Raw genomic sequence first — 22,166 nt, 5'->3', positions numbered from 1 at the left:
CGCCGGTGCGGCGGCCATGCCGTGACCGGGGTTTCAGGCCTGCAAGGACCGCACGCCGACCTCGCCCTCGCCCCGCGACTTGATGGCGGCCACGGCTGCGATGCTTCCTGCCGCCGTGGTGAAGTAGGGGATCTTGTCATACAGGGCGACGGCCCGGATCTCGCGCGAATCCGCAATGGCCTGGGCGCCCTCGGTGGTGTTCAGAACCATCGCGATCTCTCCGTTCTTCAGGCGGTCCACGATATTGGGGCGGCCTTCATAAACCTTGTTCACGCGGGCCGTTTCGACGCCTGCCGCCGACAGGAAATCGGCGGTGCCGCTGGTGGCGACCAGCTGGAAGCCCATGGCGGTCAGGTCGCGGGCAGCATCGGCCAGGGCCTCGGTCTTGTCGGCTTCCTTGACCGAGATGAAGATGCGGCCTTCGCTGGGCAGATGGGTGCCCGCGCCCATCTGCGCCTTGAGAAAGGCGCGGGCGAAGTTGCGGTCCCACCCCATCACCTCGCCGGTGGATCGCATTTCCGGGCCAAGCAGCGTGTCGACACCGGGGAAGCGGGCAAAGGGCAGCACCGCCTCCTTGACCGAGAACCAGGGCGTGATCGGATCGGCCAGCGTCAGGGGGTCGGCGAAGGGCAGGTCGGTTTCGGGGCCGACGTCCGCGGGATAAGGGTCGCGCAAGGGGAAGTTCGACATGGGTTCGCCCGCCATCAGCCGCGCGGCGATCGAAGCAATGGCGCTGTCGGTGGCCTTGGCGACAAAGGGCACGGTGCGGGATGCGCGGGGATTCACCTCGAGCACGTAGATCGCGCCGTCCTTCAGCGCGAACTGCACGTTCATCAGGCCCTTGACCTTCAAGGCGCGGGCCATGGCGACGGTCTGGCGCTTCAGCTCCCCGATGGTGGCGGCGTCCAGCGTATGGGGCGGCAGGCAGCAGGCCGAATCGCCCGAATGGACGCCCGCTTCCTCGATATGCTCCATGATTCCCGCGACATGGACGTTTTCGCCGTCCGACAGGGCGTCCACATCGACCTCGATCGCGCCGGACAGATAGCTGTCCAGCAGCACGGGGTTCTTGCCCGAGACGCTGACGGCTTCGGTGATGTAGCGGCGCAGGTGGTCCATGTCGCGCACGATTTCCATCCCCCGGCCGCCCAGGACGTAGGAGGGCCGGATGACCAGCGGAAAGCCCACCGCGTCGGCGATTTGCAGCGCCTGTTCGGCGCTGCTGGCAATGCCGTTCTTCGGCTGCTTCAATCCCAGATCGTTCAGCAGCTTCTGGAACCGCTCGCGGTCCTCGGCCAGGTCGATGGCGTCGGGGGTGGTGCCCAGGATCGGGATGCCTTCGGCTTCTAGGGCGTTGGCCAGTTTCAAGGGAGTCTGGCCGCCGAACTGGACGATGACGCCGTGCAGCGTGCCGTTTTCCTGTTCGACCCGCAGGATTTCCAGGACATGTTCCAGGGTCAGCGGCTCGAAATACAGCCGGTCCGAAGTGTCATAGTCGGTCGACACCGTTTCCGGGTTGCAGTTGATCATGATCGTTTCATAGCCCGCGTCGGTCAGCGCGAAGCAGGCATGGCAGCAGCAATAATCGAACTCGATCCCCTGGCCGATCCGGTTCGGGCCGCCGCCCAGGATGACGACCTTTTTCGCATCCGTCGGGCGCGATTCGCATTCCACGTCGCCCATGGCCGGGGATTCGTAGGTGGAATACATGTAGGGGGTCTGGGCCTCGAATTCGGCGGCGCAGGTGTCGATGCGCTTGAAGACGGGCAGAATGCCCGCATTGCGGCGGGCGCGGCGGATGTCGGCCTCGGACCGGCCGGTCAGGGCTGCCAGCCGGGCATCCGTGAAGCCCATCATCTTGAGCGCGCGCAGCCCCTCGGCATCCGTCGGCAGCCCGGCCTCGCGGACACGGTTTTCGGCCTCGACAATCTCGCGGATGCGCGACAGGAACCAGGGGTCGAAGCTGGTGACGCGCCCGATCTCGTCGTCGGACAGGCCGAGGCGCATGGCCTGGGCGACGACGCGCAGCCGGTCGGGAGTGGCCTTCGACAAGGCGGCGATAACGGCGGCCTTGCCCTGGTCGGCGCCCTCGATGGCGATCTCGTCAAGGCCCGTCAGGCCGTTTTCCATCGAGGCCAACGCCTTTTGCAGCGACTCGTGGAAGCTGCGGCCGATGGCCATGACCTCGCCCACGGATTTCATCGCGGTGGTCAGTTCAGGCTTGGAACCCGGGAATTTCTCAAAGGCGAAGCGCGGGATCTTGGTCACCACATAGTCGATGGAGGGCTCGAAGCTGGCGGGCGTGACCTTGGTGATGTCGTTGTCGAGCTCGTCCAGCGTATAGCCCACGGCCAGTTTCGCGGCGATTTTCGCAATCGGGAAACCGGTGGCCTTGGAGGCCAGCGCCGAGGACCGCGACACGCGCGGGTTCATCTCGATCACGACCATGCGGCCGTCGGCCGGGTTGATCGCCCATTGCACGTTCGATCCGCCGGTTTCCACGCCGATTTCCCGCAGAACCGCGATCGAGCCGTTGCGCATGATCTGGTATTCGCGGTCGGTCAGCGTCAGCGCGGGGGCCACGGTGATGGAATCGCCCGTGTGCACGCCCATCGGATCGACGTTCTCGATGGCGCAGACGATGATGGCGTTGTCGTTGCGGTCCCGCACGACCTCCATCTCGTATTCCTTCCAGCCCAGCAGGCTTTCATCGACCAGCACCTGCGCCACGGGCGATGCGTCCAGCCCCGAACGCACGATCCGTGCGTAGTCGTCGCGGTTATAGGCCACGCCGCCGCCGGTGCCGCCCAGGGTAAAGGCCGGGCGGATGATGGCGGGCAAGCCGATCTCCTCCAGCGCGTCCATGGCCTGGGCGACGCCCGCGCCGATGTCGTATTTGCCCGATGCCAGCTTCGGCGCGGCGACAATGGTGGCCTTGGGGTTTTCCAGGCCGATCCGGGTCATCGCCTCGCGGAACAGCTTGCGGTCCTCGGCCATCTCGATGGCGGCGCGCTGCGCGCCGATCAGCTCCACCCCATAGCGGTTCAAGACGCCCATGTCGGCCAGCGCAAGCGCCGTGTTCAGCCCGGTCTGCCCGCCCATGGTGGGCAGCAGCGCGTCGGGGCGTTCCTTGGCGATGATCTTTTCGACGATCTCGGGGGTGATCGGCTCGATATAGGTGGCATCGGCCATTTCCGGGTCGGTCATGATCGTCGCGGGGTTCGAGTTGACCAGGATCACCCGAAAGCCTTCCTCGCGCAGGGCCTTGCAGGCCTGGGCGCCGGAGTAGTCGAACTCGCAGGCCTGGCCGATGACGATGGGGCCTGCGCCGATGATCAGGATCGACTTGATATCGGTTCTCTTCGGCATGGGCGTGATCCTTGGGCTTCGCGGCGGCGGGGGCTTCGATAAATCGACCGGGTTTATAGCCATGCCCGGTCAAGGCGCAAGGTGGCACGGGCAGATTATGCGGTGGCCGGCGGCACGGCGATCACCGCGCCCCGCGCAGGGCCGCCGCCAGCGCCCGGTCCAGCGATTGCAGGAACCGCGCCCGGTCCGCCTTGCCGAACATCGCGCCCCCGCCCTGGTGAAAGGGATCGGCCGCGCGGATGTCGGCCATCAGGTCGCGCGTGGCCAGGCGCGGGCCGATATTGGCCGGCGTCAGCGCCTCGCCGTCGTGGCGCAGCACCTGCGCCCCGGCCTTGAGGCAGCGGTCCGCCAGCGGCAGGTCGCCCGTCACCACCACGTCGCCCGGCCCGCAGTTGTCCGCGATCCACTTGTCGGCCTCGTCCGGCCCTTCGGCCACGATCCGAAGCCGCACCAGCGGGTTGGCGGGCATCCGCAGCCCGCCATTGCAGACCAGCACCATCGGCACGCGCAGGCGGGTCGCCACGCGCTCGGCCTCGGCCTTGACGGGGCAGGCGTCGGCGTCGATGTAAAGCGTCGTCAATCGCGCAGCAATTCGTTGATCGAGGTCTTGGCGCGGGTTTTCGCATCCACCCGCTTGACGATCACCGCGCAATACAGGCTCACGCCGTTCCTGGACGGCATCGAGCCCGCGACCACGACGGATCCGGCGGGAACCTCGCCATACATGACTTCGCCCGTTTCTCGGTCCACGATCTTGGTGGACTGGCCGATGAAGACGCCCATGCCCAGCACCGACCCTTCGCGGACGATGCAGCCCTCGACCACCTCGGAACGGGCGCCGATGAAGCAGTCGTCCTCGATGATGGTGGGTCCGGCTTGCAGCGGTTCCAGCACGCCGCCAATGCCGACGCCGCCCGACAGGTGGACGTTGCGGCCGATCTGCGCGCAGGATCCCACCGTCGCCCAGGTGTCGACCATCGTGCCCTCGCCGACATGGGCGCCCAGGTTCACGAACGAGGGCATCAGCACCGCGCCCTTGCCGATAAAGGCGCTGCGGCGGACGATTGCGCCGGGCACCGCGCGGAAACCGGCCGCGCGCCACTGGTTGCCGCCCCAGCCTTCGAACTTGGTCGGCACCTTGTCCCACCAGCCGGATCCCTGCGGCCCGCCCGACATCTCCTCCATGTCGTTCAGGCGGAAGGACAGCAGCACGGCCTTCTTGGCCCACTGGTTCACATGCCATTCATGGCCGCGCTTCTCGGCCACGCGCAGAACGCCGCCGTCCAGTTGGGCCAGGGTTTCCTCCACCGCCTCGCGCACGAAGCCCGTGGTGTTCGCGTCGATATCGGCGCGGGCTTCCCACGCGGCCTCGATGGCGGTCTCAAGTGCTTGGGTCATGGCCTCTCCTGCGGCGGGTGGAAACTGTCACCCCGGGGCTATAAGCCTGGGACAAGGCCCGTGCAATCCGAGGATCCGATGAACGACGCGACCAAGACCGCTGAAGACCGCGCCCACCCCTTTCCCCACAGCGACGAAGACGCGGCCCGCGCGACCCAGATCCCCGACACGCCGCAGACGCGCTCGCCCGCCTACCGGCTGGCCTTCACCGACCGCGATTTCCTGCTGCGAGAGGAGTTGCGCCCCGTCCGGCTGCAACTGGAACTGCTGAAGCCGCAGATGCTGCTGGACGAGGCGGGGGTGGAATCGACCGTGGTGATGTTCGGCGGCGCCCGGATCCCGTCGCCCGAGAATGCGGCCCGCGCCCGGACGCCCGCCCTGGCGAAGCTGTCGGTCTATTACGAGGAAGCGCGGCTGTTCGCCCGGGAAATGACCCGCCGCAGCCTTGAGTCCGGCGGGCGCGACTTCGTCATCACCACCGGCGGCGGCCCCGGCGTGATGGAGGCGGGAAACCTGGGCGCGCACGAGGTCGGCGGCAAGTCCATCGGCCTGGGCATCGTGCTGCCCCACGAGCAGGCGCCGAACGTCTACGTGACGCCGGAGCTGTGCTTCAACTTCCATTACTTCGCGATCCGCAAGATGCATTTCCTGATGCGCGCCCGCGCGATCACCATCTTCCCCGGCGGCTTCGGCACCCTGGACGAGATGTTCGAGACCCTGACCCTGATCCAGACCGGCCGCATGGCCCGCGTCCCCTTCCTGATGTTCGGCCGCGAGTTCTGGGAGGGGATCATCAACTGGAAGGGTCTGGCCGAGGCGGGGACGATCTCGGACGAGGATCTGGGGCTGTTCCGGTATGTCGAGACCGCCGAAGAGGCGGTTGGGATTATTGATGGGTGGCCGAAGCCATAGAATGGCTGGATCGGACTCGATTTCGAAAGCTAGAGCCGCGCGGTGTTTCGGTCTACTGATTGCGGGCGCAATCCTGGCCACTAGCAACGGACCCGCAGCATGATCGGCTATGTCACTGTCGGTGCGGACGATATTCCGCGCGCGAAACGGTTCTACTCCTCCTTCATGCCTGCTCTCGGCTACCAGTTGCAGGAAGGTCCAGAGGGCCTGAGCTATGCGCTCCCCGATCGTCCAGGCCAACCTGCGGTTTTCCCCGATTTCCACGTCAAACCGCCTTTAGACGGACGTCCGGCATCGGTCGGCAATGGGGCGATGATCGCGTTCCAGCTACGAAGCCAGCAGGAGGTCCGCAATCTTCATTCAGCCGCGCTCGCCGCTGGCGGCCAGGACGAGGGACAGCCGGGCTTCCGTGACGCATACGGACCCCATTTCTACGTGGGCTATCTTCACGACCCCCAAGGCAACAAGATCGCGCTGTTTTCCAGTAACCCCGACGAGCCCGGACGAAACGGGTAAGCCGCCATGCGCTAACCGCGGGACCGGGGGCTTGCTCTGTCCCGCAAGGCGAACATCACAGAACCAAGCTGCACCAGGCTGCGCGACCGAATCCAAACCGCAACCAGGACTCTAGCCCGCCTCCGCCGCAATCTCCGCCCGCGACTTCCGCCCCCGCTCGGTCGCCGATTTCAGCTGCCCGCAGGCCGCCATGATGTCCTCACCGCGCGGGGTGCGGATCGGGCTGGCATAGCCCGCCTTGTAGATGATGTCGGCAAAGGCATGGATGCGGTTGTTGCTGGACCGCTTGTAGGGCGCGCCGGGCCATTCGTTGAAGGGGATCAGGTTGATCTTGGCGGGGATGCCGCGGATCAGATCCACCAGCCGGTGCGCGTCGGCGTCGCTGTCGTTCACGCCCGCCAGCATCACGTATTCGAAGGTGATCCGCTCGCTGTTGGACAGCCGCGGATAATCGCGCAGCGCGTCAAGCAGCGTTGCGATGTTCCAGCGCCTGTTGATGGGCACCAGGACGTTGCGCACCTCGTCCGTGGTGGCGTGGAAGCTGACGGCAAGCTGGCAGCCGATCTCGGCGGCGGTCCGGGCGATCTCGGGCACCACGCCGCTGGTGGACAGGGTGATGCGGCGGCGCGACAGCGACAGCCCCTCGTTGTCCATGCAGACCTTCATCGCGTCGCGCACGGCGTCGAAGTTGTACAAGGGCTCGCCCATGCCCATCAGGACGATGTTGCTGACCAGCCGGGTCTCGTCCTTGGGCGCGCCGGGGAGCGGCCATTCCCCCAGGTCGTCGCGGGCCAGCATCAGCTGGCCGACGATTTCGCCCGCCGTCAGGTTGCGCACCAGCTTCTGCGTGCCGGTGTGGCAAAAGGAACAGGTCAGCGTGCAGCCGACCTGGCTGCTGACGCACAGCGTGCCGCGCCCTTCCTCGGGGATGTAGACCGTCTCGACCTCGTGGCCCCCGGCGATGCGCACCAGGTACTTGCGGGTGCCGTCGCTGCTGATCTGGCGCGTGACGATCTCGGGCAGGACGATCTCGAACCGCTCGGCCAGAAGGGCGCGGTAGTCCTTGGCAAGGTTGGTCATCTGCGCGAAATCGCGCACGCCCCAGTGGTACACCCATTGCCAGACCTGGCCCACGCGCATCTTGGCCTGCTTTTCGGGCGTGCCCGCCGCGATCAGCGCCTCGCGCAACTGATCGCGCGTCAGGCCCACGACATTCACCCGTCCGCTGTCCGGCAGCTTGCGGGGAAGGGTCAGGACATCCTGCGTGATGGGCGCGTTCATGGCAGATACCGATCTGGGGCGAAAGACCCGCAGATAAGCGAAACGAGGCCGAAAATCAACCGGCCTCGCCCTTTCACCCGTGCCTAAATATTCCGGCGGGCGCCGGCTGGTGCCCCGCCGGTTCGGGAACCGGCCGGCAGCGGGACCGGCGCCCGCCTTTCTTCACTCGCAGCGCGACCGCGCCGTGTTGGTGGCCGCCGTGATCCCCGCCAGGCTGAACGTGTCCTTTGTCACGGTTCCGCGCGACGACCGCCCGGTGATGACCGCGTTCGACCCCCCGCGCAGGGCGGAGATCAGCTTCTCGTCCTCGGAGGCGCTGCCGGTCCAGGCGCTTTCGCCTTCGGTGAACAGGTTGAACTTGGCCCCGCCGATATCGACCTCGACGGTGCTGTCGGGGGCGAAGGGATAGCCGCCGCTGAAGGACACCTCGCCGCCCTGGCCGGGGCGATAGGCCACATACAGGCGGATGTCGCCGCGCGTCACCTCGCGCGGGTTGCCGTTCGCGTCGGTGTTCTGCGTGGCTTTCGGGGGCGAGACGGCCCAGCATTCCTTGGGGTTTTCAGCGGCGAAGACGGTCCAGTCGCCTTCCGTCGCCACGACATTGGTGGATTCCTGCGCCCCTGCGGCGCCCAGGCCCAGCATCAGGGCAAGGGCGGCGGTCATGCCGCGCAGCGTGGTGTTGGTCATGCTCTGGCCTCCTGCCATAGGTTTCGCCACTCCAGGGGGCGTTCTTCCCGATTGCTGTGGTCTTTTCAACCATCTGCGGTCAGGATAGCCAAAATCATTGCGCGAAAAAGAGCGCAAGACGGGAAATCGCGCAATTGTCAGGGGGAGGGACAGGCGATGCGGTCAGCCGAACTGATCGAGTTGTGGCGCGGCGGGCAGCGCGAAAGCCTGCATTGCGGCGACGCGGTCATCTGCGACACCAAGGGCGTCATCGAGGCCTGGGGCCGTCCCGAGCAGATCATCTTTCCCCGCTCGTCCTGCAAGATGATCCAGGCGCTGCCCCTGGTGGAAAGCGGCGCGGCGGACGCGGCGGGGCTGACCGACCGGCAACTGGCGCTGGCCTGCGCCAGCCACAGCGGCGCGCGGATGCATGTCGAGGCGGTGGACCGGTGGCTGCACGCCCTGGGCCTGGGCGAGCCGGACCTGCGCTGCGGCTGCCACATGCCCCAGGACCGGGATGAAAACCGCCGCCTGACCTGCGGCGACGAAAGCCCCTGCCAGCTGCACAACAACTGTTCGGGCAAGCATGCGGGCTTTCTGACCCTCAACCGCCACCTGGGCGGCGGGGCAGAATACGTGGACCCCGGCCACCCCGTCCAGCAGGCCGTGAAGGCCGCCTTCGAGGAGGTCACGGCAGAGGTCAGCCCCGGTTACGGCATCGACGGCTGCTCGGCCCCGAACTGGTCCTGTTCGCTGGCGGGCCTGGGCCGGGCAATGGCCGCCTTTGCCGATCCGGCCGAGGATGCGCGCGGCCGGGCGATGCGGCGGCTGGCCGACGCGATGCGCCGCTATCCCGAGATGGTGGCGGGCGAAGGCCGGGCCTGCACGATCCTGATGCGCGCCACCGGGGGGCGGGTCGCCGCCAAGACCGGGGCCGAGGCGGTTTTCGTGGCCATCCTGCCCGGCCAGGGTCTTGGCGTGGCCCTGAAGGTCACGGACGGCGCCACCCGCGCGGCCGAGGCCGCGATCGCCGCCCTGCTGGTTCATCTGGGGGCGCTGTCCCCGGACGACCCGGCGGTGGGGCGTTTCCTGACCGACCCGATCCGCAACTGGCGCGGCATCGCCACCGGCGAGATGCGGACTGCGCCGGGCTTTCCCGCCTAGATCATCTGCCAGATCAGCCGCAGCGCCAGCGCCGTCGAGGTCGCGACCAGCAGCGGCTTGATCAGCCGCGCGCCGACGCGGCTGGCCAGGCGCGACCCCAGCATCGCCCCGGCGATTTGCGCCGCGCCCATCACGATGCCCAGCAGCCACAAGGGCTGGCCCACCAGCGCAAAGGCCAGAAGTCCGCCCAGGTTCGAGGCGAAGTTCAGCAGCTTGGTATGCGCGGTCGCCTTCAGGACGCCGTATCCGGCCAGCGTGACAAAGGCGATCATGTAGAACGATCCCGCCCCCGGTCCCAGAACCCCGTCATAGAACCCGACCAGCGGCACCGCCGTCGCGGCGAATGCCGCGGGCGCCACGCGCTGCACCCGATCCATGTCGTTCAGCCCCGGCTTCAGCGCGAAGAACGCGGCGATGCCGATCAGGATCACCGGCAGCACCAGCCGCAGCCCGTCGGTGGGCAGGACGCTGACCAGGGCCGCGCCGATGGCCCCCGCCGCTCCGGCGATCAGCGCCGACCGCCACTGGCTGCGCAGATCGACCAGGCCGCGCGCGGCATAGCTGACAGCCGCCGTGGCCGCGCCGAAGACCCCCTGCACCTTGTTCGTGGCCAGGGCCTGCGCGGGCGGAATTCCCGCCAGCATCAGCGCCGGCAGGGTGATTAGCCCGCCGCCCCCGGCAATCGAGTCGATGAAGCCCGCCGCGAAGCCTGCGGCGGCGAGGATCGGCAGAAGTTCGAGGGAAAGATCCATCATGACCGCGCCATGCGCTTTTGGCGGGGGTTTGTAAAGGCGGCGAAGACCCGGGATTTCACGCCCCCCGGCCTGCCGCAACGCGGCCGGCGTTCGCCGTCGAAAGAAGTCCGCTGGACTTTTTTCCGGGCGCGTTTCACCCCATGGGACATTGGGGCCAAGGCGAAAGGAAACGGCGATGTTCGAGGAGGTGACGCATCGGGTGGTGCAGGCGCCGATGGCGGGCAGCTCGACGCCGGAGCTGGCGGTGGCGGTCTGCCATGCGGGCGGGCTGGGCTTTGTGGCGCTTGGGGCCTTGAACGCAGCCGAGGCAGGAAAACAGATCCGGGCGGTGCGGCAGGGAACGGATCGCGTTTTCGGAGTGAACCTGTTCTGCCATGCGCCTGCCCGGCGCGATGCGGCGCGAGAGGCGGAGTGGACCCGGACGCTGCGGCCGGTCTTCCGCCGCTTCGGGGCCGAGCCGCCTGCGGCCTTGTCCGAAATCTATCCCAGCTTCCGCGGCAACGACGCCATGCTGGCGGTTCTGCTTGCGGAAAAACCCGCCATCGTCGGCTGCCATTTCGGCCTGCCCAAGCCGGACCAGATCGCGGCGCTGAAGGCGGCGGGGTGCAGGCTGTGGGCCACGGCGACCTCGGTCGCCGAAGGGCGGGCGATCGTTGCGGCGGGCTTCGACGCGATCGTGGCCCAAGGGTACGAGGCTGGCGGTCATCGCGGCATCTTCCACCCCCACGGCCCGGATGACCGGCTGGATCATCTGGCCCTGGCGCGGGCCCTGGTGCCGCTGGGCCTGCCGGTGGTGGCGGCGGGGGCGATCATGGATCGGGCCTCGGCCCGTGCGGCCATGGATGCGGGCGCCGTCGCGGTGCAATGCGGCACGGCCTTTCTGCGCGCGCCCGAGGCTGCGACTGCGGCTGCGCATTGCGCGGCGCTGTCGGGCGGACAGACGGTCATGACCCGCGCGATCTCGGGGCGTCCAGCGCGGTGCCTGGCCAATGATTTCACCCTTGTCGACGACAGCGCGGCGGCGGATTATCCGGTCGCCTACGACATCGGCAAGGCGCTGCACGCCGCCGCGGCCGCCAAGGGGAATACCGGATACGGGGCATTCTGGGCAGGCACCGGCGCCGCCGCCAGCGTCGCGCGGCCTGCGGGGGAAACCGTGCTGGCGATCAGCCCGTGACGAAATCCGTGGCCGCATAGCCTTGCAGATACAGCAGCGCCGTCAGGTCGCCATGGTTGATGCGGATGGGCGCCTGCGCCGCGACAGCGGGCTTGGCGTGCAGCGCGACCCCGGTTCCGGCCAGCTGGATCATGCCCAGGTCGTTGGCGCCGTCGCCCACGGCGATCGCATCGGCGGGGCTCAGGCCGCGCGCGGCGGCGATTTCGATCAGGGCCTCGACCTTGGCCTCGCGGCCCAGGATCGGGGTGCCGACATGTCCGGTCAGCAGCCCGCCCTCGGCCACAAGGGTGTTGGCGCGGTGTTCGTCAAAGCCCAGCCGGTCGGCGATCGCCTCGGTAAAGGCGGTGAAGCCGCCCGAGACCAGCGCCGCATAGCCGCCATTGGCGCGCATCGTCGCCACCAGTTCCGCCCCGCCCGAGGCCAGCGTGATGCGCGAGGCCAGCACATCCGCGATCACGCTGTCCTGCAAGCCCGCCAGCAGCGAAACGCGTTCGGTCAGCGCGCCGTGAAAATCCAGCTCTCCGTTCATGGCGCGGGCGGTGATGTCGGCCACGCGGGGGCCGACGCCCGCGACATGGGCCAGCTCGTCGATGCATTCCTGGCCGATCATGGTGGAATCCATGTCGGCCAGCAGGATCGCCTTGCGCCGCCCTTTCGTGGGCTGGACCGCCAGATCCAGGGTTTGTTGCTGCAACTCCGCCCAGGCGCCCGCCGCATCGGCCGGTTCGGCCGACACGTCGAATTCCGCCGCGATGCCCGGGTTCAGCCAGCGCAGCGGCCCGCCGCCCCAGCGGTCGGCCAGCCCCCGGGCCACGTCCTCGGTCAGGTTGGCGCGCAGGGGCGAGGCGATCAGCGAAACGGTGAACATGGGCCGCAACTCCTTTTGGCGGCGGTCTAGGCCAAGGCGGCGGGCTGCGCCAGAGGCGGGCGGCGAATGCCCAGAAAGGGGCCGTCGCCCGCCGTGTCGATCCGGGCCAGGGCGTCGGAAACGGGTTCAACGATCACCGCCATGGCGAAGGCCGTCGCGTGGATCATCCGGTCGGGCGACATGGCCAGCGCGACATGGCCCGGCCAGAACAGCAGATCGCCGCGCCGGATGCCTTCCGCCGCCGGAAAGGCCGCGCGTTGCAGGTCGCTGTCGCCGGGGCACGGAATGTCGCAGGCCGTCAGCGCCGCCTGGACCAGCCCCGAACAGTCGATCCCCCAGCGGCTGTTGCCGCCCCACAGATAGGGCGTGCCCAGCAGGCTTTCGGCCACCCGCGCCGGGTCTGCGGCGGGCCTTTCGCCGATATGCTGGACCGGCACGAAGCCGCCTGTCGCCAGCCGGGCAAACCGCCCCTCGACCTCCGCGACGGACAGGCGCGCGCCCAAGGACAGGCTGGCCCGTTCCGGCTGCTTGATTTCGGGGGCGGGATAGACATGCGTGGCGGGCGCCGTCACCCGGTGGGTGATGGGCGGCAGGTCGTGGCCCAGCGAGGCCAAGGGCAGCCAACCGCAATAGCCGTCGAGCGCCGTCTGCACGAAGCACCAATCGCCCCGCGTCTCGATCACGGTGACATCGGCGCCGAAATTCACCTGCCGGTCGCGGCGGCCGTCGGGGGCGGTCATCAGATCGGCCAGCGGCACGGCCAGCCGCGCGGGATGGCCGGGAGTATAGGCCGGACGCTCGATCACGCCCGCCAGGCTTTCCAGGGCCACGCGGTCGGTCGCGGGCGTCAGGCGGCGGTCCAGGGTCATGGCAGGATCCGCGGCAGCGCGGCCAGGATCGCCCGCGCCCCCTGGCCCGCGCCGCCCTTGGGAAGGCCCGGCGCGGCTGTCGGCTGCCAGCCGTAGATGTCCATGTGGACATAGCGCCCTGATCCTTCGGCAAAGCGGCGCAGGAACAGCGCGGCGGTGATCGACCCCGCCATGCCCCCCGAGGGGGCGTTGTCCAGATCCGCGATGGACGGCTCGATCTGCGGTTCGTAGCCGTCCCAGAACGGCATCCGCCACAGGGGATCGCGCACGGCCATCCCCGCGCGGGACAGTGCGTCCGCCGTGGCATCGTTGTCGCAATAGAAAGGCGGCAGGTCCGGGCCGAGCGCCACCCGCGCCGCCCCCGTGAGCGTGGCCAGCGATACCATCAGGTCCGGCGATTCCTCGGCCCCCAGCGTCAGCGCGTCGGCCAGGATCAGCCGGCCCTCGGCATCGGTGTTGTTCACCTCGACCGTCAGGCCCTTGCGGCTGGTCAGCACGTCGCCGGGCCGGAAGGAGGCGGCGGAAACGCTGTTTTCCACCACCGGCAGCAGCACCCGGATCCGCATCCGGTCCGCCGCGCCGGTCAGCGCCAGCATCTTCAGCAGGCCCAGGGCGGTCGCCGCCCCGCCCATGTCCTTTTTCATCAGCAGCATCGACGCCGCAGGCTTGATGTCCAGCCCGCCGGTATCGAAACAGACGCCCTTGCCGACAAGGGTCAGGCGCGGGCCGCCGGTGCCCAGGCGGATGTCGATCAGGCGCGGCGCCTGTTCGGCGGCGCGGCCCACGGCATGGATCATCGGCAGGTTCGCGTCCAGCAGGTCCGGGCCGGCGGTGACGGCGATCGCGGCGCCGATCTCCTTTGCCAGCGCGCGGGCGGCGGCTTCCAGGTCGTCCGGCCCCATGTCGTTGGCGGGGGTATTGATCAGGTCGCGGGTCAGGAACTCGCCCGCAGCCTGGGCGCGGATGGGGGCGGCATCGACGCCATCGGGGCAGGTGAACTGCGGACCGTCATAAGCCTTTCCCTTGTATCGGGCGAAGCGGTACTGGCCCAGCAGCAGGGCCAGCGCGGCCTCGTCCCGGTCCAGGCCTTCGGGCAGGATCGGGCGCCAGACGCGGGCGGGCAGGGCGGTCGCATGGGCCAGAACGAAGCGGTGGCGGCTGGCCTGCGCCCGGTCGCCAAGGCCCAGCAACGCCCCCGCCAGCCCGCCCGAGGCATCGGGCAGCAGGCAGATTTCGCCCCGCTTTCCCGAAAAGCCGCTGGCGGCGGGCCAGGGGCCTGCCTGATCAACCAGGGGATCGCCCGTCCACACGGCCCAGAGCGGCAGGGCATCGGCGGATGGAGGGGCGAAGTCGGGGATCATGGGGCTGGTCCTTGTCTGTCCGGGCGCCAGACTACAGCTTGCGGTCCGGCCCGCAAGCCTGGGTTGCGGGGGGGCAATCCCCCGCCGTGCCGGCTTCTCTGCGGCGAGGGCCCTTGCCTTCGCCGCGCTGCGCCATCCCAACCCGGGCGGCCAAGGCCCGGTCGGCGCCTTCCTCCCGGCGTTTCGCCCGTCGGCCGCTAAAAATCCTGCCGCTGGCACGATGTCCGGGCGCTTCTTGCCCTGGCAGGCGCTTCACGCCCGGCAAGTCGGCGCCCGCCCGACGTGACCGCCGCAGGGCGCCGTTCCTGATCGGACCGCCTGCCTGACCCGGATCTCGATCCGCCCTAGCCCAATCCCGTGCGGTCCCAGATCGCCGTCAGCGAGCGGTTGCCGACCCGCATCAGCCGGGCATGGATGGCGCCCAGGGCAACCGGGTCGCGTCTTTCGGCGCAGCAGCCCAGATCCATCGCCACGCCGGCCAGCGACAGCAACCCGATCTGCCAGGCCAGCCGCGCCAGGAGATCGCATTGGCGCGCGGCCTCGTCCAGATCGGCATCGCGGATGGCCCGGTCGGCAGAGGTCAGCGCGCCTGCCAGCTGTTCCAGGGCCAGCCCGATGACGTTCTGCGCCGCCGTTTCGCCCAGTTCGGTCACGATATCGCCCACCCGGCGTGAATCGACCCGGACCGGTTCGGAAACCGCCAATGCCGTGATCTGTGCCATCTGCCTCAACCCTTGCCTTGCACGTCAGTCCCGCCACCATGATCCAGGGCGGTGAAGAAAGGCTTGCCGCGGCCGCAAGAAATCGCTCGAATTTGTTTCAATGCCGGCCTATCAACCGGCGCACAAGAGAGGTGAGACATGCACAACATCCGCCCCCTGCCGCAATACCTGGTCGGCCGCTTCCACGGCTGGCGGGCCACGTCCTATTCCGAAAACAGCGCCTGGTATCGCCGCCTGGCCACCGACGGGCAGCGCCCGCGCGCGATGGTGGTTTCCTGCTGCGACTCGCGCGTCCACGTCACCAGCATCTTCGGCGCGGATTCGGGCGAATTCTTCATCCACCGCAACATCGCGAACCTGGTGCCGCCCTATGCGCCGGACGGGTTGCAGCACGGCACGTCCGCCGCGGTGGAATACGCGGTGACTGCGTTGAAGGTCGCCCATCTGATCGTGGTGGGCCATACCATGTGCGGCGGCGTCGCGGGCTGCCATGCCATGTGTTCGGGACGCGCGCCGGAATTGGAGGAAAAGACCAGCTTCGTCGGCCGCTGGATGGATGTGTTGCGCCCTGGCTATGACCGCGTGAAGGATCTGCCCGAGGACCAGCAGATCGCCGCCCTGGAACGCGAGGCCGTGCTGGTCTCGATCGAGAACCTGATGACCTTTCCCTTTGTCCGCACGGCGGTCGAATCCGGCCAGATGTCGATCCACGGCCTTGTCCACGACATCAGCGAGGGCACGCTGGTCCAGGCGACGGACGGCGGGCAAAGCTGGGCGGCCGTCTGACGGGACGCCTTCCCGGAAATCGACGCGGACGGCCGTGCGGCGGCGGCCCTGCAAGGGTCGCGCCCGGATAAGGGGGGACCGAGGGGCACGCCGCGGGACCGATCCGCTGGCGATGTTCCGGGCGATCATCGCGTGATCAGCATCCCGCCGACACCCTCTGCTGACATATCCTGAAAGGGAGTGTGGCCGTTCCCCAGGCCGCCGTCACGGAGGCCGTGGCGAAGATGGCGGTCAAGGAACGCGATGTTCGCGACGCCGCCCTGGAAAACGCCTTCGGCTCCGTCGATCGGATGTTCCGCGCCACCCCCGCCCCCGCCGAAGCCGGGCGCGGGACGGCCAGCGCATCCCGGCTTGCCGACATGACCATGGTGTCGCCACGGAAAACGCCCGTCTGGGCCAGGTGAACGGCCGCCTGAACGGCTCGTCCGCCCTGCCGGAGCGCGACAACAGCGGCGCGGTGACGCTTGGCGCGTCGGAACTGTCGCACGAAACCCATGGCCGCCTGCTGTCCGTGGACGGCGAAGGCAACGTCAGCCTGCATGACCGGGCAGGCGCCGCGATGGACGACAAGCCGGGTGTGGCGGACCGCGCGATGCGACGGCGTTCAGGCGTCGGGCTTCCAGCGGATCACGCGCCAGACATACAGCGCGACGATGCCGATCACGACCGCCGTGGACAGCGGGTCGATCCAGTGTTCGACCTGTTCGTACCTGTCCTCCAGCAGATAACCCGCCAAGGCCAGCCCGCCCGACCAGATGAAGCTGCCAAGCGCGGTGTAGAGAAGGAACTGCGCCTGCGGCATCCGCTCGATTCCGGCCGGGATCGAGATCAGCGTCCGCACCGTCGGCACGAAGCGGCCAAAGAACACCACGGCCCGCTCGTGGCGCTGGAACCAGGCCTCGGCCATGGCGAAATCGGACAGGTTCATGGTCAGCCAGCGGCCGTGGCGCGCGATCAGCGCGCGCAGCCGCAGACGGCCGAAGGCCCGGCCCACATGGTACCAGAACCACGCCCCGGCCAACGAGCCAAGCCCCCCCGCCAGGATCGCCAGCCACAAGGGCGTGCCGCCGCGCGCGGCGTTGAAGCCCGCCAAGGGCATGATCAGTTCGGACGGGATCGGCGGAAAGACGTTTTCCAGCAGCATCAGGGCGGCGATGGCCAAGGCCCCGCCGCTTTCCAGAAAGCCCGCGATCCAGTCGAACACCGGGGTTCAGCCCTTTTTCAGGACGCGGTTGCCCAGCAGTTCCGCGATCTGCACCGCGTTCAGCGCCGCGCCCTTGCGCAGGTTGTCGCTGACGCACCACAGGTTCAGGCCGTTTTCAACCGTCACGTCCTGGCGGATGCGGCTGACGAAGGTCGCGAAATCGCCCACGCATTCGACCGGCGTGGTGTAGCCGCCCGGCTCGCGCTTGTCCACGACCAGGACGCCCGGCGCCTCGCGCAGGATGTCGCGGGCCTCGTCCTCGTCCAGGAAATCCTCGAACTCGATGTTGATGGACTCCGAATGGCCCACGAAGACCGGAACGCGCACGCAGGTCGCCGTGACCTTGATGGACGGGTCGAGGATCTTCTTCGTCTCGGCTGTCATCTTCCATTCTTCCTTGGTGTCGCCGCTGTCCAGGAACACGTCGATCTGCGGGATCACGTTGAAGGCGATCTGCTTCTGGAACTTCTTGGCCGCGACTTCCTGGCCCGGGACATACATGCCCTTGGTCTGGTCCCACAGCTCGTCCATGCCGTCCTTGCCGGCGCCGGACACCGACTGATAGGTGGACACCACGACGCGCTTGATCCGCGCGCGGTCGTGAAGCGGCTTCAGCGCCACCACCATCTGCGCGGTCGAGCAGTTGGGGTTCGCGATGATCATCTTGTTCTTGTAGCCATGCACCGCGTCCGGGTTCACTTCCGGCACGATCAGCGGGATCTCGGGGTCGTAGCGGTAAAGCGAGGAGTTGTCGATCACCACGCAGCCCGCCGCGGCGGCGCGGGGGGCATGGAGCTTGGTGGCGTCCGAGCCGATGGCGAACAGCGCGATGTCCCAGCCGGAAAAGTCGAACTGCTCGATGTCCTTGACCTTGATGGTCTTGTCGCCAAAGCTGACCTCGGTGCCCTGCGACCGGCGCGAGGCCAGCGCGGCAATCTCGTCCACGGGGAACTGGCGTTCGTCCAGGATGTTCAGCATTTCGCGGCCCACGTTTCCGGTGGCGCCTGCGACGACGACTTTGTAGCCCATCTCCTTGGGACTCCCTTTTCTGGCGGTCGGGTGCGTTTAGCGCAAGCGGTGGCGCAGGGGAAGGGGGAAGGGGGCGCCCGCAGAGCGGGGCGGGGCGGAGGGGCGGCCGCAGGGTCACGCCAATGTCAACCGCGGCCCGGCCAAGGCGCGCTATTCTTGACGCAGGCAACCGGAAAGTTCCGCCATGTTCCGCACCCTTTGTTCCGCGACCCTTGCCCTTGGTCTTGCAGTTGCCGCTTCCGCGCCGGCGCGGGCGCATCACGGCTGGTCCTGGGCCCAGGAGGACCAGACCCGTCTGGAGGGCGTGATCGAGGAAATCTCGATGGCCCCGCCCCATCCCAGCCTGCGCGTCCGGGCGGCGGACGGAACGGTCTGGTTCGTGGAACTGGGCAATCCGGGCCGGACCGCGCGGTCGGGCTTTGCGGCGGACACCGCCGGGATCGGCGACCGGGTGACGGTGATCGGCAACCGCGACCGCGACGCCGGCGAGGCGCATATGAAGGCCGTGCGCATCGTGATCGACGGGCGGAACTACGACATGTATCCCGAACGCATCCGGTCCGACTGACCGGCGATGGAGCTTCTGGCCTGGATCGAGGCATCGGGCCTGGCGCGGGCGCTGCGGGGGTCGGGCGATCTCTACATGGTCGTGAACGCCCTGCATATCCTGTCGATCGGGCTTCTGGTGGGCGCGATCCTGCCGCTGGATCTGCGGGTGCTGGGGGTTCTTCGGGGACCGCCCTTGCCCGTGATCGGGCCGTTCCTGTCGCGGATGGCGGGAATCGGGCTTGGCCTTGCGGTGGCGACGGGGTTCTGCCTGTGGTCGGTGGACGCGGGCGAATACCTGGGCAACGCGGCATTCCGCTGGAAGCTGGCGTTGCTGGGCCTGGGTCTGGGCAATGTCGCGGCCATGCACGGGCTGGCCTGGAAGCGGGTCATGGCGACCGGGCGGCCCGGCCCCGCGGCCCGGATCCTGGCCGCGACGTCGGCGGCGACCTGGCCTGCCGTGCTGCTGGCGGGCCGCTGGATCGGGTTCCTGTAAGGGCAGGAAAAGCAGACTTTGCCCTTCGCCATTCGGCGCCGCGGTTGTTCGCGCCGCCTGGCCTTTCGTGGCCGCGGGGCCGCACCGGCCGCGGCGGTTGCGCCGCCCGGGCTTGGGACGGTCCTACGCCCATCCGCCCCGGATCAGGGTCAACCGTCCGTCCGACCGCCGCAGATCCGCGACCCAATCCGCCTCGGCAGCGAAATCGTGGGGCACCTGCTGGGCGGTGCGGCGGCCGGACAGGCTCTGGCTGGCGAAGAAGTCGAAGCCGTAAAGCGTCAGGCCGGTCAGGCGCGACCGCAGCAGCAGATCGATCATCATCGCCCCCGTGGTGGGCGGGGCGGCGAGGCGGTCCTTGAGCGCGCGGTGATCCTTCAGCGGGTGCAGGTAGAAGCCGGGGCTTGTCGCGGTCCGCCAGTCCAGCCGCTTGCGCTTGGGCGACATCCACAGGATGCGCGCGGGGTTCAGGCGGGCGCGGTCCTCGCCGGGCAGCCGCACCGCCAGCGCCAGCCAGTCGGTGCGGGCGCCGTGGCTGTCGGCCGAGGGCAGGGGCGCTCGGTTGATGCGGATCACCAGATCGGCGGCGTCGATGGCCGCGCCGTGCCGGGCCTGCGCCAGGGACCGGGCATTGCCGATCAGCGCGACCGACTTGTTCTCGAGATCCGCCAGCAGGTTCTCTTGCGGGACGGACAGGGATTGCAGCGCATTTTCGTCGCGCAGCAGGCGGGCGGCGTGAAAGGCCAGCCTGTTCATGGCCGGGCCAGCAGGTCGCGGTAGATCGCGACAAGGGCGCGGGCCTCGCCCTCGATGGCGTGGTGCGCCGTGACATGGGCGCGGGCGGCCTGGCCCGCCAGGATGCGCGCGGCATCTTCGTCCAGCCAGCGGCGCAGCGCCCCGGTCAAGGCATCCCCGTCGTCGGGGGGAACCAGGCTGCCGGTCACGCCGTCGCGGATCAGCGACTCGTAGGCGCCGACGCGGGCGGCGACCGTGGGCACGCCGCAGGCCATGGCCTCCAGCGGCGTCAGGCCGAAGCCTTCCCAGCGGGCCGGGGCGGCGAACAGGTCCAGCGCCTGATAATGGCGCACCACCCGGTCCCAGGGCAGCTCGCCCAGGAAACGGATGCGGTTCTGCAAGCCCGCCGCGCGGATCTCGGCCAGCAGGCCGTCGGCGAAGGCGCGGTTGTCGGGGGTGACGCGGCCGGTAAAGACGATCTGGGCGCGCGGGCGGTCCGGCAGCAGCCGCAGCCCGGCGCGGACCAGCAGATCCACCCCTTTCTGCGCGCGCACCCGGCCAAAGCAGCCGACCAGCACCGCGTCCGGGTCAAGGCCCAATTCGCGCCGCAGCGCCGCCTTGTCGGCGGGCGGCTGGAAGATCGCGGTGTCTACCCCGTGCATCACCACCGTCGCGGGCCGGTCCAGGTGGCCGGCCGCCTTGTCCGAGGTCGCCACAACCGCGTCCTGCTGCCGGATCAGCCATTTGGTAAAGCCCGTATGCCGCCGCTGCGCGGCGGATGTGAACAGCAGCCGGTATTTCCGCCGCAGCACCCGGCGCAGGATAAGCCCGAGCGCCATTTCCGTGTTGCGCCGGGCGTGCCAGACGCGCCAGCGGTCGCGCGGCATCAGAACGGCCCGGGCCAGCGGAATATGCGGCACGTCCGGCGGCAGGCCGGGGCCGGTGGCGCGGATCGCGATCATGCGCGCCTGCACGGGGATCAGCCGGACCACGGTGGCGGTGACGCCCGACAAGCGGCGCTTGAGATTGGGGGCGACGACCAGCGGTTCAGACATGGCGGTTCTCGGCGCTGAACAGGTAAAAGGCCAGCCCTATCAGCAGCGGCACCAGGAAGAACAGGAAGATATGGCCGTAGGCCTCGGCCGGGGGGTGGCTGGCCTGCGCCGAAAGATAAACCGGCCGCGACAGGAACTGCATGATCCCCACGCCGGAAATCGAGACCATGTTCATGAAGGTGATCCCGCGCCCGACCAGGTGATGGGGCAGAAAGGCGCGGCCGTGCGACATGATCAGCGAATACGAGCTGTCCGAGATGCACACCATCACCAGCAGCGCCCCCGACAGCGGCAGGCTTTCGCCCGATCCAAGCCACAGCCCCGCCAGCACCAGGCCCAGCAGCACCGTGTTGGCGACCGAGGTGCGCTTGTCGGACCCCATCAGGCGCACGATCCAGCCCACGGACAGGTTCGCCGCGACCATCGCCAGCCCCATGCCCAGCGTCACCCAGCCGATCAGATAGTCGCCCGCGCCATAAACCTCGGACAGGAAGGGACCGGCCCACAGCCCGCGGATGCAGGCCGATGCCGCATAGGTCACGCCCAGCAGCGGCAGGATCAGCCGCAGTTCCCGCACCGCCAGCAGATCGCGCAGCCGCGCCGGGCGTCCCTGGCCCGCGGGCTTGCCGGGGTTGCGCACCAGGGCCAGGATCGCCAGCGCCACCAGCAGCGTGACCAGCGCCAGCCCGGCCAGCGCCGCGCGCCAGCCGACCGCGTTGATCACCCAGACCAGCGGCGCGGCCCCCAGCATGTTGCCCAGCGATCCGATGCCCACCACCGCGCCGCCCGCCGCGCTCATCGACGCGGGGGGCAGGGTGCGGGCGAAGATGAAGAAGCTGCCCATCATCACCGGCGCGCAGCCGATGCCCAGCAGCGCCATCGCCAGGTGGATGTGCCAGGGCTCTTGCGCCAGCGCAAAGACCAGCGCCCCGCCGCAGCCGCCAAAGGCCAGCAGCACCGCCACCGTTTCGCGCGGGCCAAAGCGGTCCAGCGCCCAGCCGACGGGGATCTGCACGGCGGCGAAGGCGATGTACCAAAGCCCCGAGGACAGCGCGAGATCGGCCGGCCCCGCCCCCAGTTCCGCCCCCAGCGTGGGCGACAGCACCGCCAGAAAGGCGCGATAAAACTGGCTCAGCGTATAGCCAAGAACAAGGGACATCAGTCCCGGCGACAGGATCCAGCGCATTCCATCCCTCCGTTGCGGCGGCAGGCTGCGCCAAGCCCGCGCCGGGCGCAAGGCACGGCGGCAGGAATGCGGCC

The 22,166-nt window shown here is 68.8% G+C and carries 23 protein-coding genes; 8 read left to right on the top strand and 15 right to left on the bottom strand.

The features are described 5' to 3' along the window. Positions 1-33: 33 nt before the first annotated feature. The 3 genes from carB to dapD form a co-directional block, all read right to left on the bottom strand. Entirely contained in the window at positions 34-3,369 is a 3,336-nt protein-coding gene (gene carB / locus ACFOM8_RS04960; RefSeq protein ID WP_377759854.1) for a carbamoyl-phosphate synthase large subunit, read from the bottom strand. 121 nt (positions 3,370-3,490) lie between these two features. Continuing rightward, a complete protein-coding gene (locus ACFOM8_RS04955) occupies positions 3,491-3,949 on the bottom strand; it encodes a YaiI/YqxD family protein (protein WP_377759853.1) in 459 nt (152 codons plus the stop codon). Further along, entirely contained in the window at positions 3,946-4,767 is an 822-nt protein-coding gene (dapD, locus tag ACFOM8_RS04950) for a 2,3,4,5-tetrahydropyridine-2,6-dicarboxylate N-succinyltransferase (RefSeq protein ID WP_377759851.1), read from the bottom strand. Before dapD ends, ACFOM8_RS04955 begins: the two co-directional genes overlap by 4 nt. A gap of 78 nt (positions 4,768-4,845) precedes the next feature. Here dapD and ACFOM8_RS04945 point away from each other — a divergent pair, with 78 nt between their 5' ends. Continuing rightward, positions 4,846-5,679, top strand: a complete 834-nt coding sequence (locus ACFOM8_RS04945; protein WP_377759849.1) for an LOG family protein — start codon at positions 4,846-4,848, stop codon at positions 5,677-5,679. Positions 5,680-5,778: 99 nt separating this feature from the next. Next, a complete protein-coding gene (locus tag ACFOM8_RS04940) occupies positions 5,779-6,195 on the top strand; it encodes a VOC family protein (protein WP_377759847.1) in 417 nt (138 codons plus the stop codon). Between the two features lie 111 nt (positions 6,196-6,306). Here ACFOM8_RS04940 and rlmN read toward each other — a convergent pair whose 3' ends face one another. Continuing rightward, positions 6,307-7,476, bottom strand: a complete 1,170-nt coding sequence (gene rlmN / locus ACFOM8_RS04935; RefSeq protein ID WP_377759845.1) for a 23S rRNA (adenine(2503)-C(2))-methyltransferase RlmN — start codon at positions 7,474-7,476, stop codon at positions 6,307-6,309. A 162-nt stretch (positions 7,477-7,638) separates the two neighbouring features. Continuing rightward, positions 7,639-8,163 carry an invasion associated locus B family protein gene (locus ACFOM8_RS04930; RefSeq protein ID WP_377759843.1) on the bottom strand — a complete coding sequence of 175 codons (525 nt, stop codon included), beginning with the start codon at positions 8,161-8,163 and terminating at the stop codon, positions 7,639-7,641. A gap of 156 nt (positions 8,164-8,319) precedes the next feature. Here ACFOM8_RS04930 and ACFOM8_RS04925 point away from each other — a divergent pair, with 156 nt between their 5' ends. Beyond that, on the top strand, positions 8,320-9,306 hold the full coding sequence (locus ACFOM8_RS04925) for an asparaginase (protein WP_377759842.1): 987 nt from the start codon (positions 8,320-8,322) through the stop codon (positions 9,304-9,306). On the opposite strand, the gene ACFOM8_RS04920 is transcribed toward ACFOM8_RS04925, so the two are convergent. After that, positions 9,303-10,061, bottom strand: a complete 759-nt coding sequence (locus ACFOM8_RS04920; protein ID WP_377759840.1) for a TSUP family transporter — start codon at positions 10,059-10,061, stop codon at positions 9,303-9,305. The two genes, ACFOM8_RS04925 and ACFOM8_RS04920, sit on opposite strands and share 4 nt — an antisense overlap. Before the next feature lie 175 nt (positions 10,062-10,236). Here ACFOM8_RS04920 and ACFOM8_RS04915 point away from each other — a divergent pair, with 175 nt between their 5' ends. Further along, positions 10,237-11,238, top strand: coding sequence for an NAD(P)H-dependent flavin oxidoreductase (locus ACFOM8_RS04915; RefSeq protein WP_377759838.1), 1,002 nt, complete (start codon positions 10,237-10,239; stop codon positions 11,236-11,238). Here ACFOM8_RS04915 and serB read toward each other — a convergent pair. From serB to ACFOM8_RS04895, 4 genes are all read right to left on the bottom strand, one after another. Then, on the bottom strand, positions 11,228-12,106 hold the full coding sequence (gene serB, locus ACFOM8_RS04910) for a phosphoserine phosphatase SerB (protein ID WP_377759837.1): 879 nt from the start codon (positions 12,104-12,106) through the stop codon (positions 11,228-11,230). The genes ACFOM8_RS04915 and serB overlap by 11 nt on opposite strands. 26 nt (positions 12,107-12,132) lie before the next feature. Next, on the bottom strand, positions 12,133-12,975 hold the full coding sequence (locus ACFOM8_RS04905) for a C40 family peptidase (protein WP_377759835.1): 843 nt from the start codon (positions 12,973-12,975) through the stop codon (positions 12,133-12,135). Further along, positions 12,972-14,336 carry a leucyl aminopeptidase family protein gene (locus ACFOM8_RS04900; RefSeq protein ID WP_377759833.1) on the bottom strand — a complete coding sequence of 455 codons (1,365 nt, stop codon included), beginning with the start codon at positions 14,334-14,336 and terminating at the stop codon, positions 12,972-12,974. Before ACFOM8_RS04900 ends, ACFOM8_RS04905 begins: the two co-directional genes overlap by 4 nt. A gap of 344 nt (positions 14,337-14,680) precedes the next feature. After that, a complete protein-coding gene (locus ACFOM8_RS04895; protein ID WP_377759831.1) occupies positions 14,681-15,058 on the bottom strand; it encodes a hypothetical protein in 378 nt (125 codons plus the stop codon). Positions 15,059-15,196: 138 nt separating this feature from the next. Between ACFOM8_RS04895 and ACFOM8_RS04890 the strand changes: the two genes are divergently transcribed. Next, complete coding sequence (locus ACFOM8_RS04890) at positions 15,197-15,844, top strand: carbonic anhydrase (protein ID WP_377759829.1); 648 nt, start codon at positions 15,197-15,199, stop codon at positions 15,842-15,844. Positions 15,845-16,026: 182 nt separating this feature from the next. Beyond that, on the top strand, positions 16,027-16,248 hold the full coding sequence (locus ACFOM8_RS04885; protein WP_377759828.1) for a hypothetical protein: 222 nt from the start codon (positions 16,027-16,029) through the stop codon (positions 16,246-16,248). Between the two features lie 200 nt (positions 16,249-16,448). On the opposite strand, the gene ACFOM8_RS04880 is transcribed toward ACFOM8_RS04885, so the two are convergent. After that, positions 16,449-17,048 carry a DedA family protein gene (locus tag ACFOM8_RS04880; protein WP_377759826.1) on the bottom strand — a complete coding sequence of 200 codons (600 nt, stop codon included), beginning with the start codon at positions 17,046-17,048 and terminating at the stop codon, positions 16,449-16,451. Between the two features lie 6 nt (positions 17,049-17,054). Beyond that, positions 17,055-18,077, bottom strand: coding sequence for an aspartate-semialdehyde dehydrogenase (locus ACFOM8_RS04875; RefSeq protein WP_377759824.1), 1,023 nt, complete (start codon positions 18,075-18,077; stop codon positions 17,055-17,057). Positions 18,078-18,261: 184 nt separating this feature from the next. Between ACFOM8_RS04875 and ACFOM8_RS04870 the strand changes: the two genes are divergently transcribed. Continuing rightward, complete coding sequence (locus ACFOM8_RS04870) at positions 18,262-18,645, top strand: DUF6152 family protein (RefSeq protein ID WP_377759822.1); 384 nt, start codon at positions 18,262-18,264, stop codon at positions 18,643-18,645. A 6-nt stretch (positions 18,646-18,651) separates the two neighbouring features. After that, the gene (locus ACFOM8_RS04865; RefSeq protein WP_377759820.1) at positions 18,652-19,119 is read left to right on the top strand and encodes a DUF2214 domain-containing protein; all 468 of its coding nucleotides are present in this window, start codon (positions 18,652-18,654) and stop codon (positions 19,117-19,119) included. A 123-nt stretch (positions 19,120-19,242) separates the two neighbouring features. Here ACFOM8_RS04865 and ACFOM8_RS04860 read toward each other — a convergent pair whose 3' ends face one another. Genes ACFOM8_RS04860 through ACFOM8_RS04850 form a run of 3 tightly spaced genes read right to left on the bottom strand, consistent with a single transcriptional unit; the run spans position 19,243 to position 22,092 of the window. Further along, positions 19,243-19,872: a glycosyltransferase family 29 protein gene (locus ACFOM8_RS04860; RefSeq protein WP_377759818.1), complete on the bottom strand. Its 630-nt coding sequence runs from the start codon at positions 19,870-19,872 to the stop codon at positions 19,243-19,245. After that, positions 19,869-20,906 carry a glycosyltransferase family 4 protein gene (locus ACFOM8_RS04855; protein WP_377759816.1) on the bottom strand — a complete coding sequence of 346 codons (1,038 nt, stop codon included), beginning with the start codon at positions 20,904-20,906 and terminating at the stop codon, positions 19,869-19,871. The genes ACFOM8_RS04860 and ACFOM8_RS04855 overlap by 4 nt, the downstream gene beginning before the upstream one ends. After that, positions 20,899-22,092: an MFS transporter gene (locus ACFOM8_RS04850; RefSeq protein WP_377759814.1), complete on the bottom strand. Its 1,194-nt coding sequence runs from the start codon at positions 22,090-22,092 to the stop codon at positions 20,899-20,901. Before ACFOM8_RS04850 ends, ACFOM8_RS04855 begins: the two co-directional genes overlap by 8 nt. Positions 22,093-22,166: the final 74 nt, after the last annotated feature.

The sequence above is a fragment of the Paracoccus angustae genome, from assembly GCF_042648745.1.
In the GTDB taxonomy this organism is placed as follows: Bacteria; Pseudomonadota; Alphaproteobacteria; order Rhodobacterales; family Rhodobacteraceae; genus Paracoccus; species Paracoccus angustae.
Note: the sequence above shows the minus strand (reverse complement) of the source record. Positions and strands in the feature narration are given on the sequence as shown.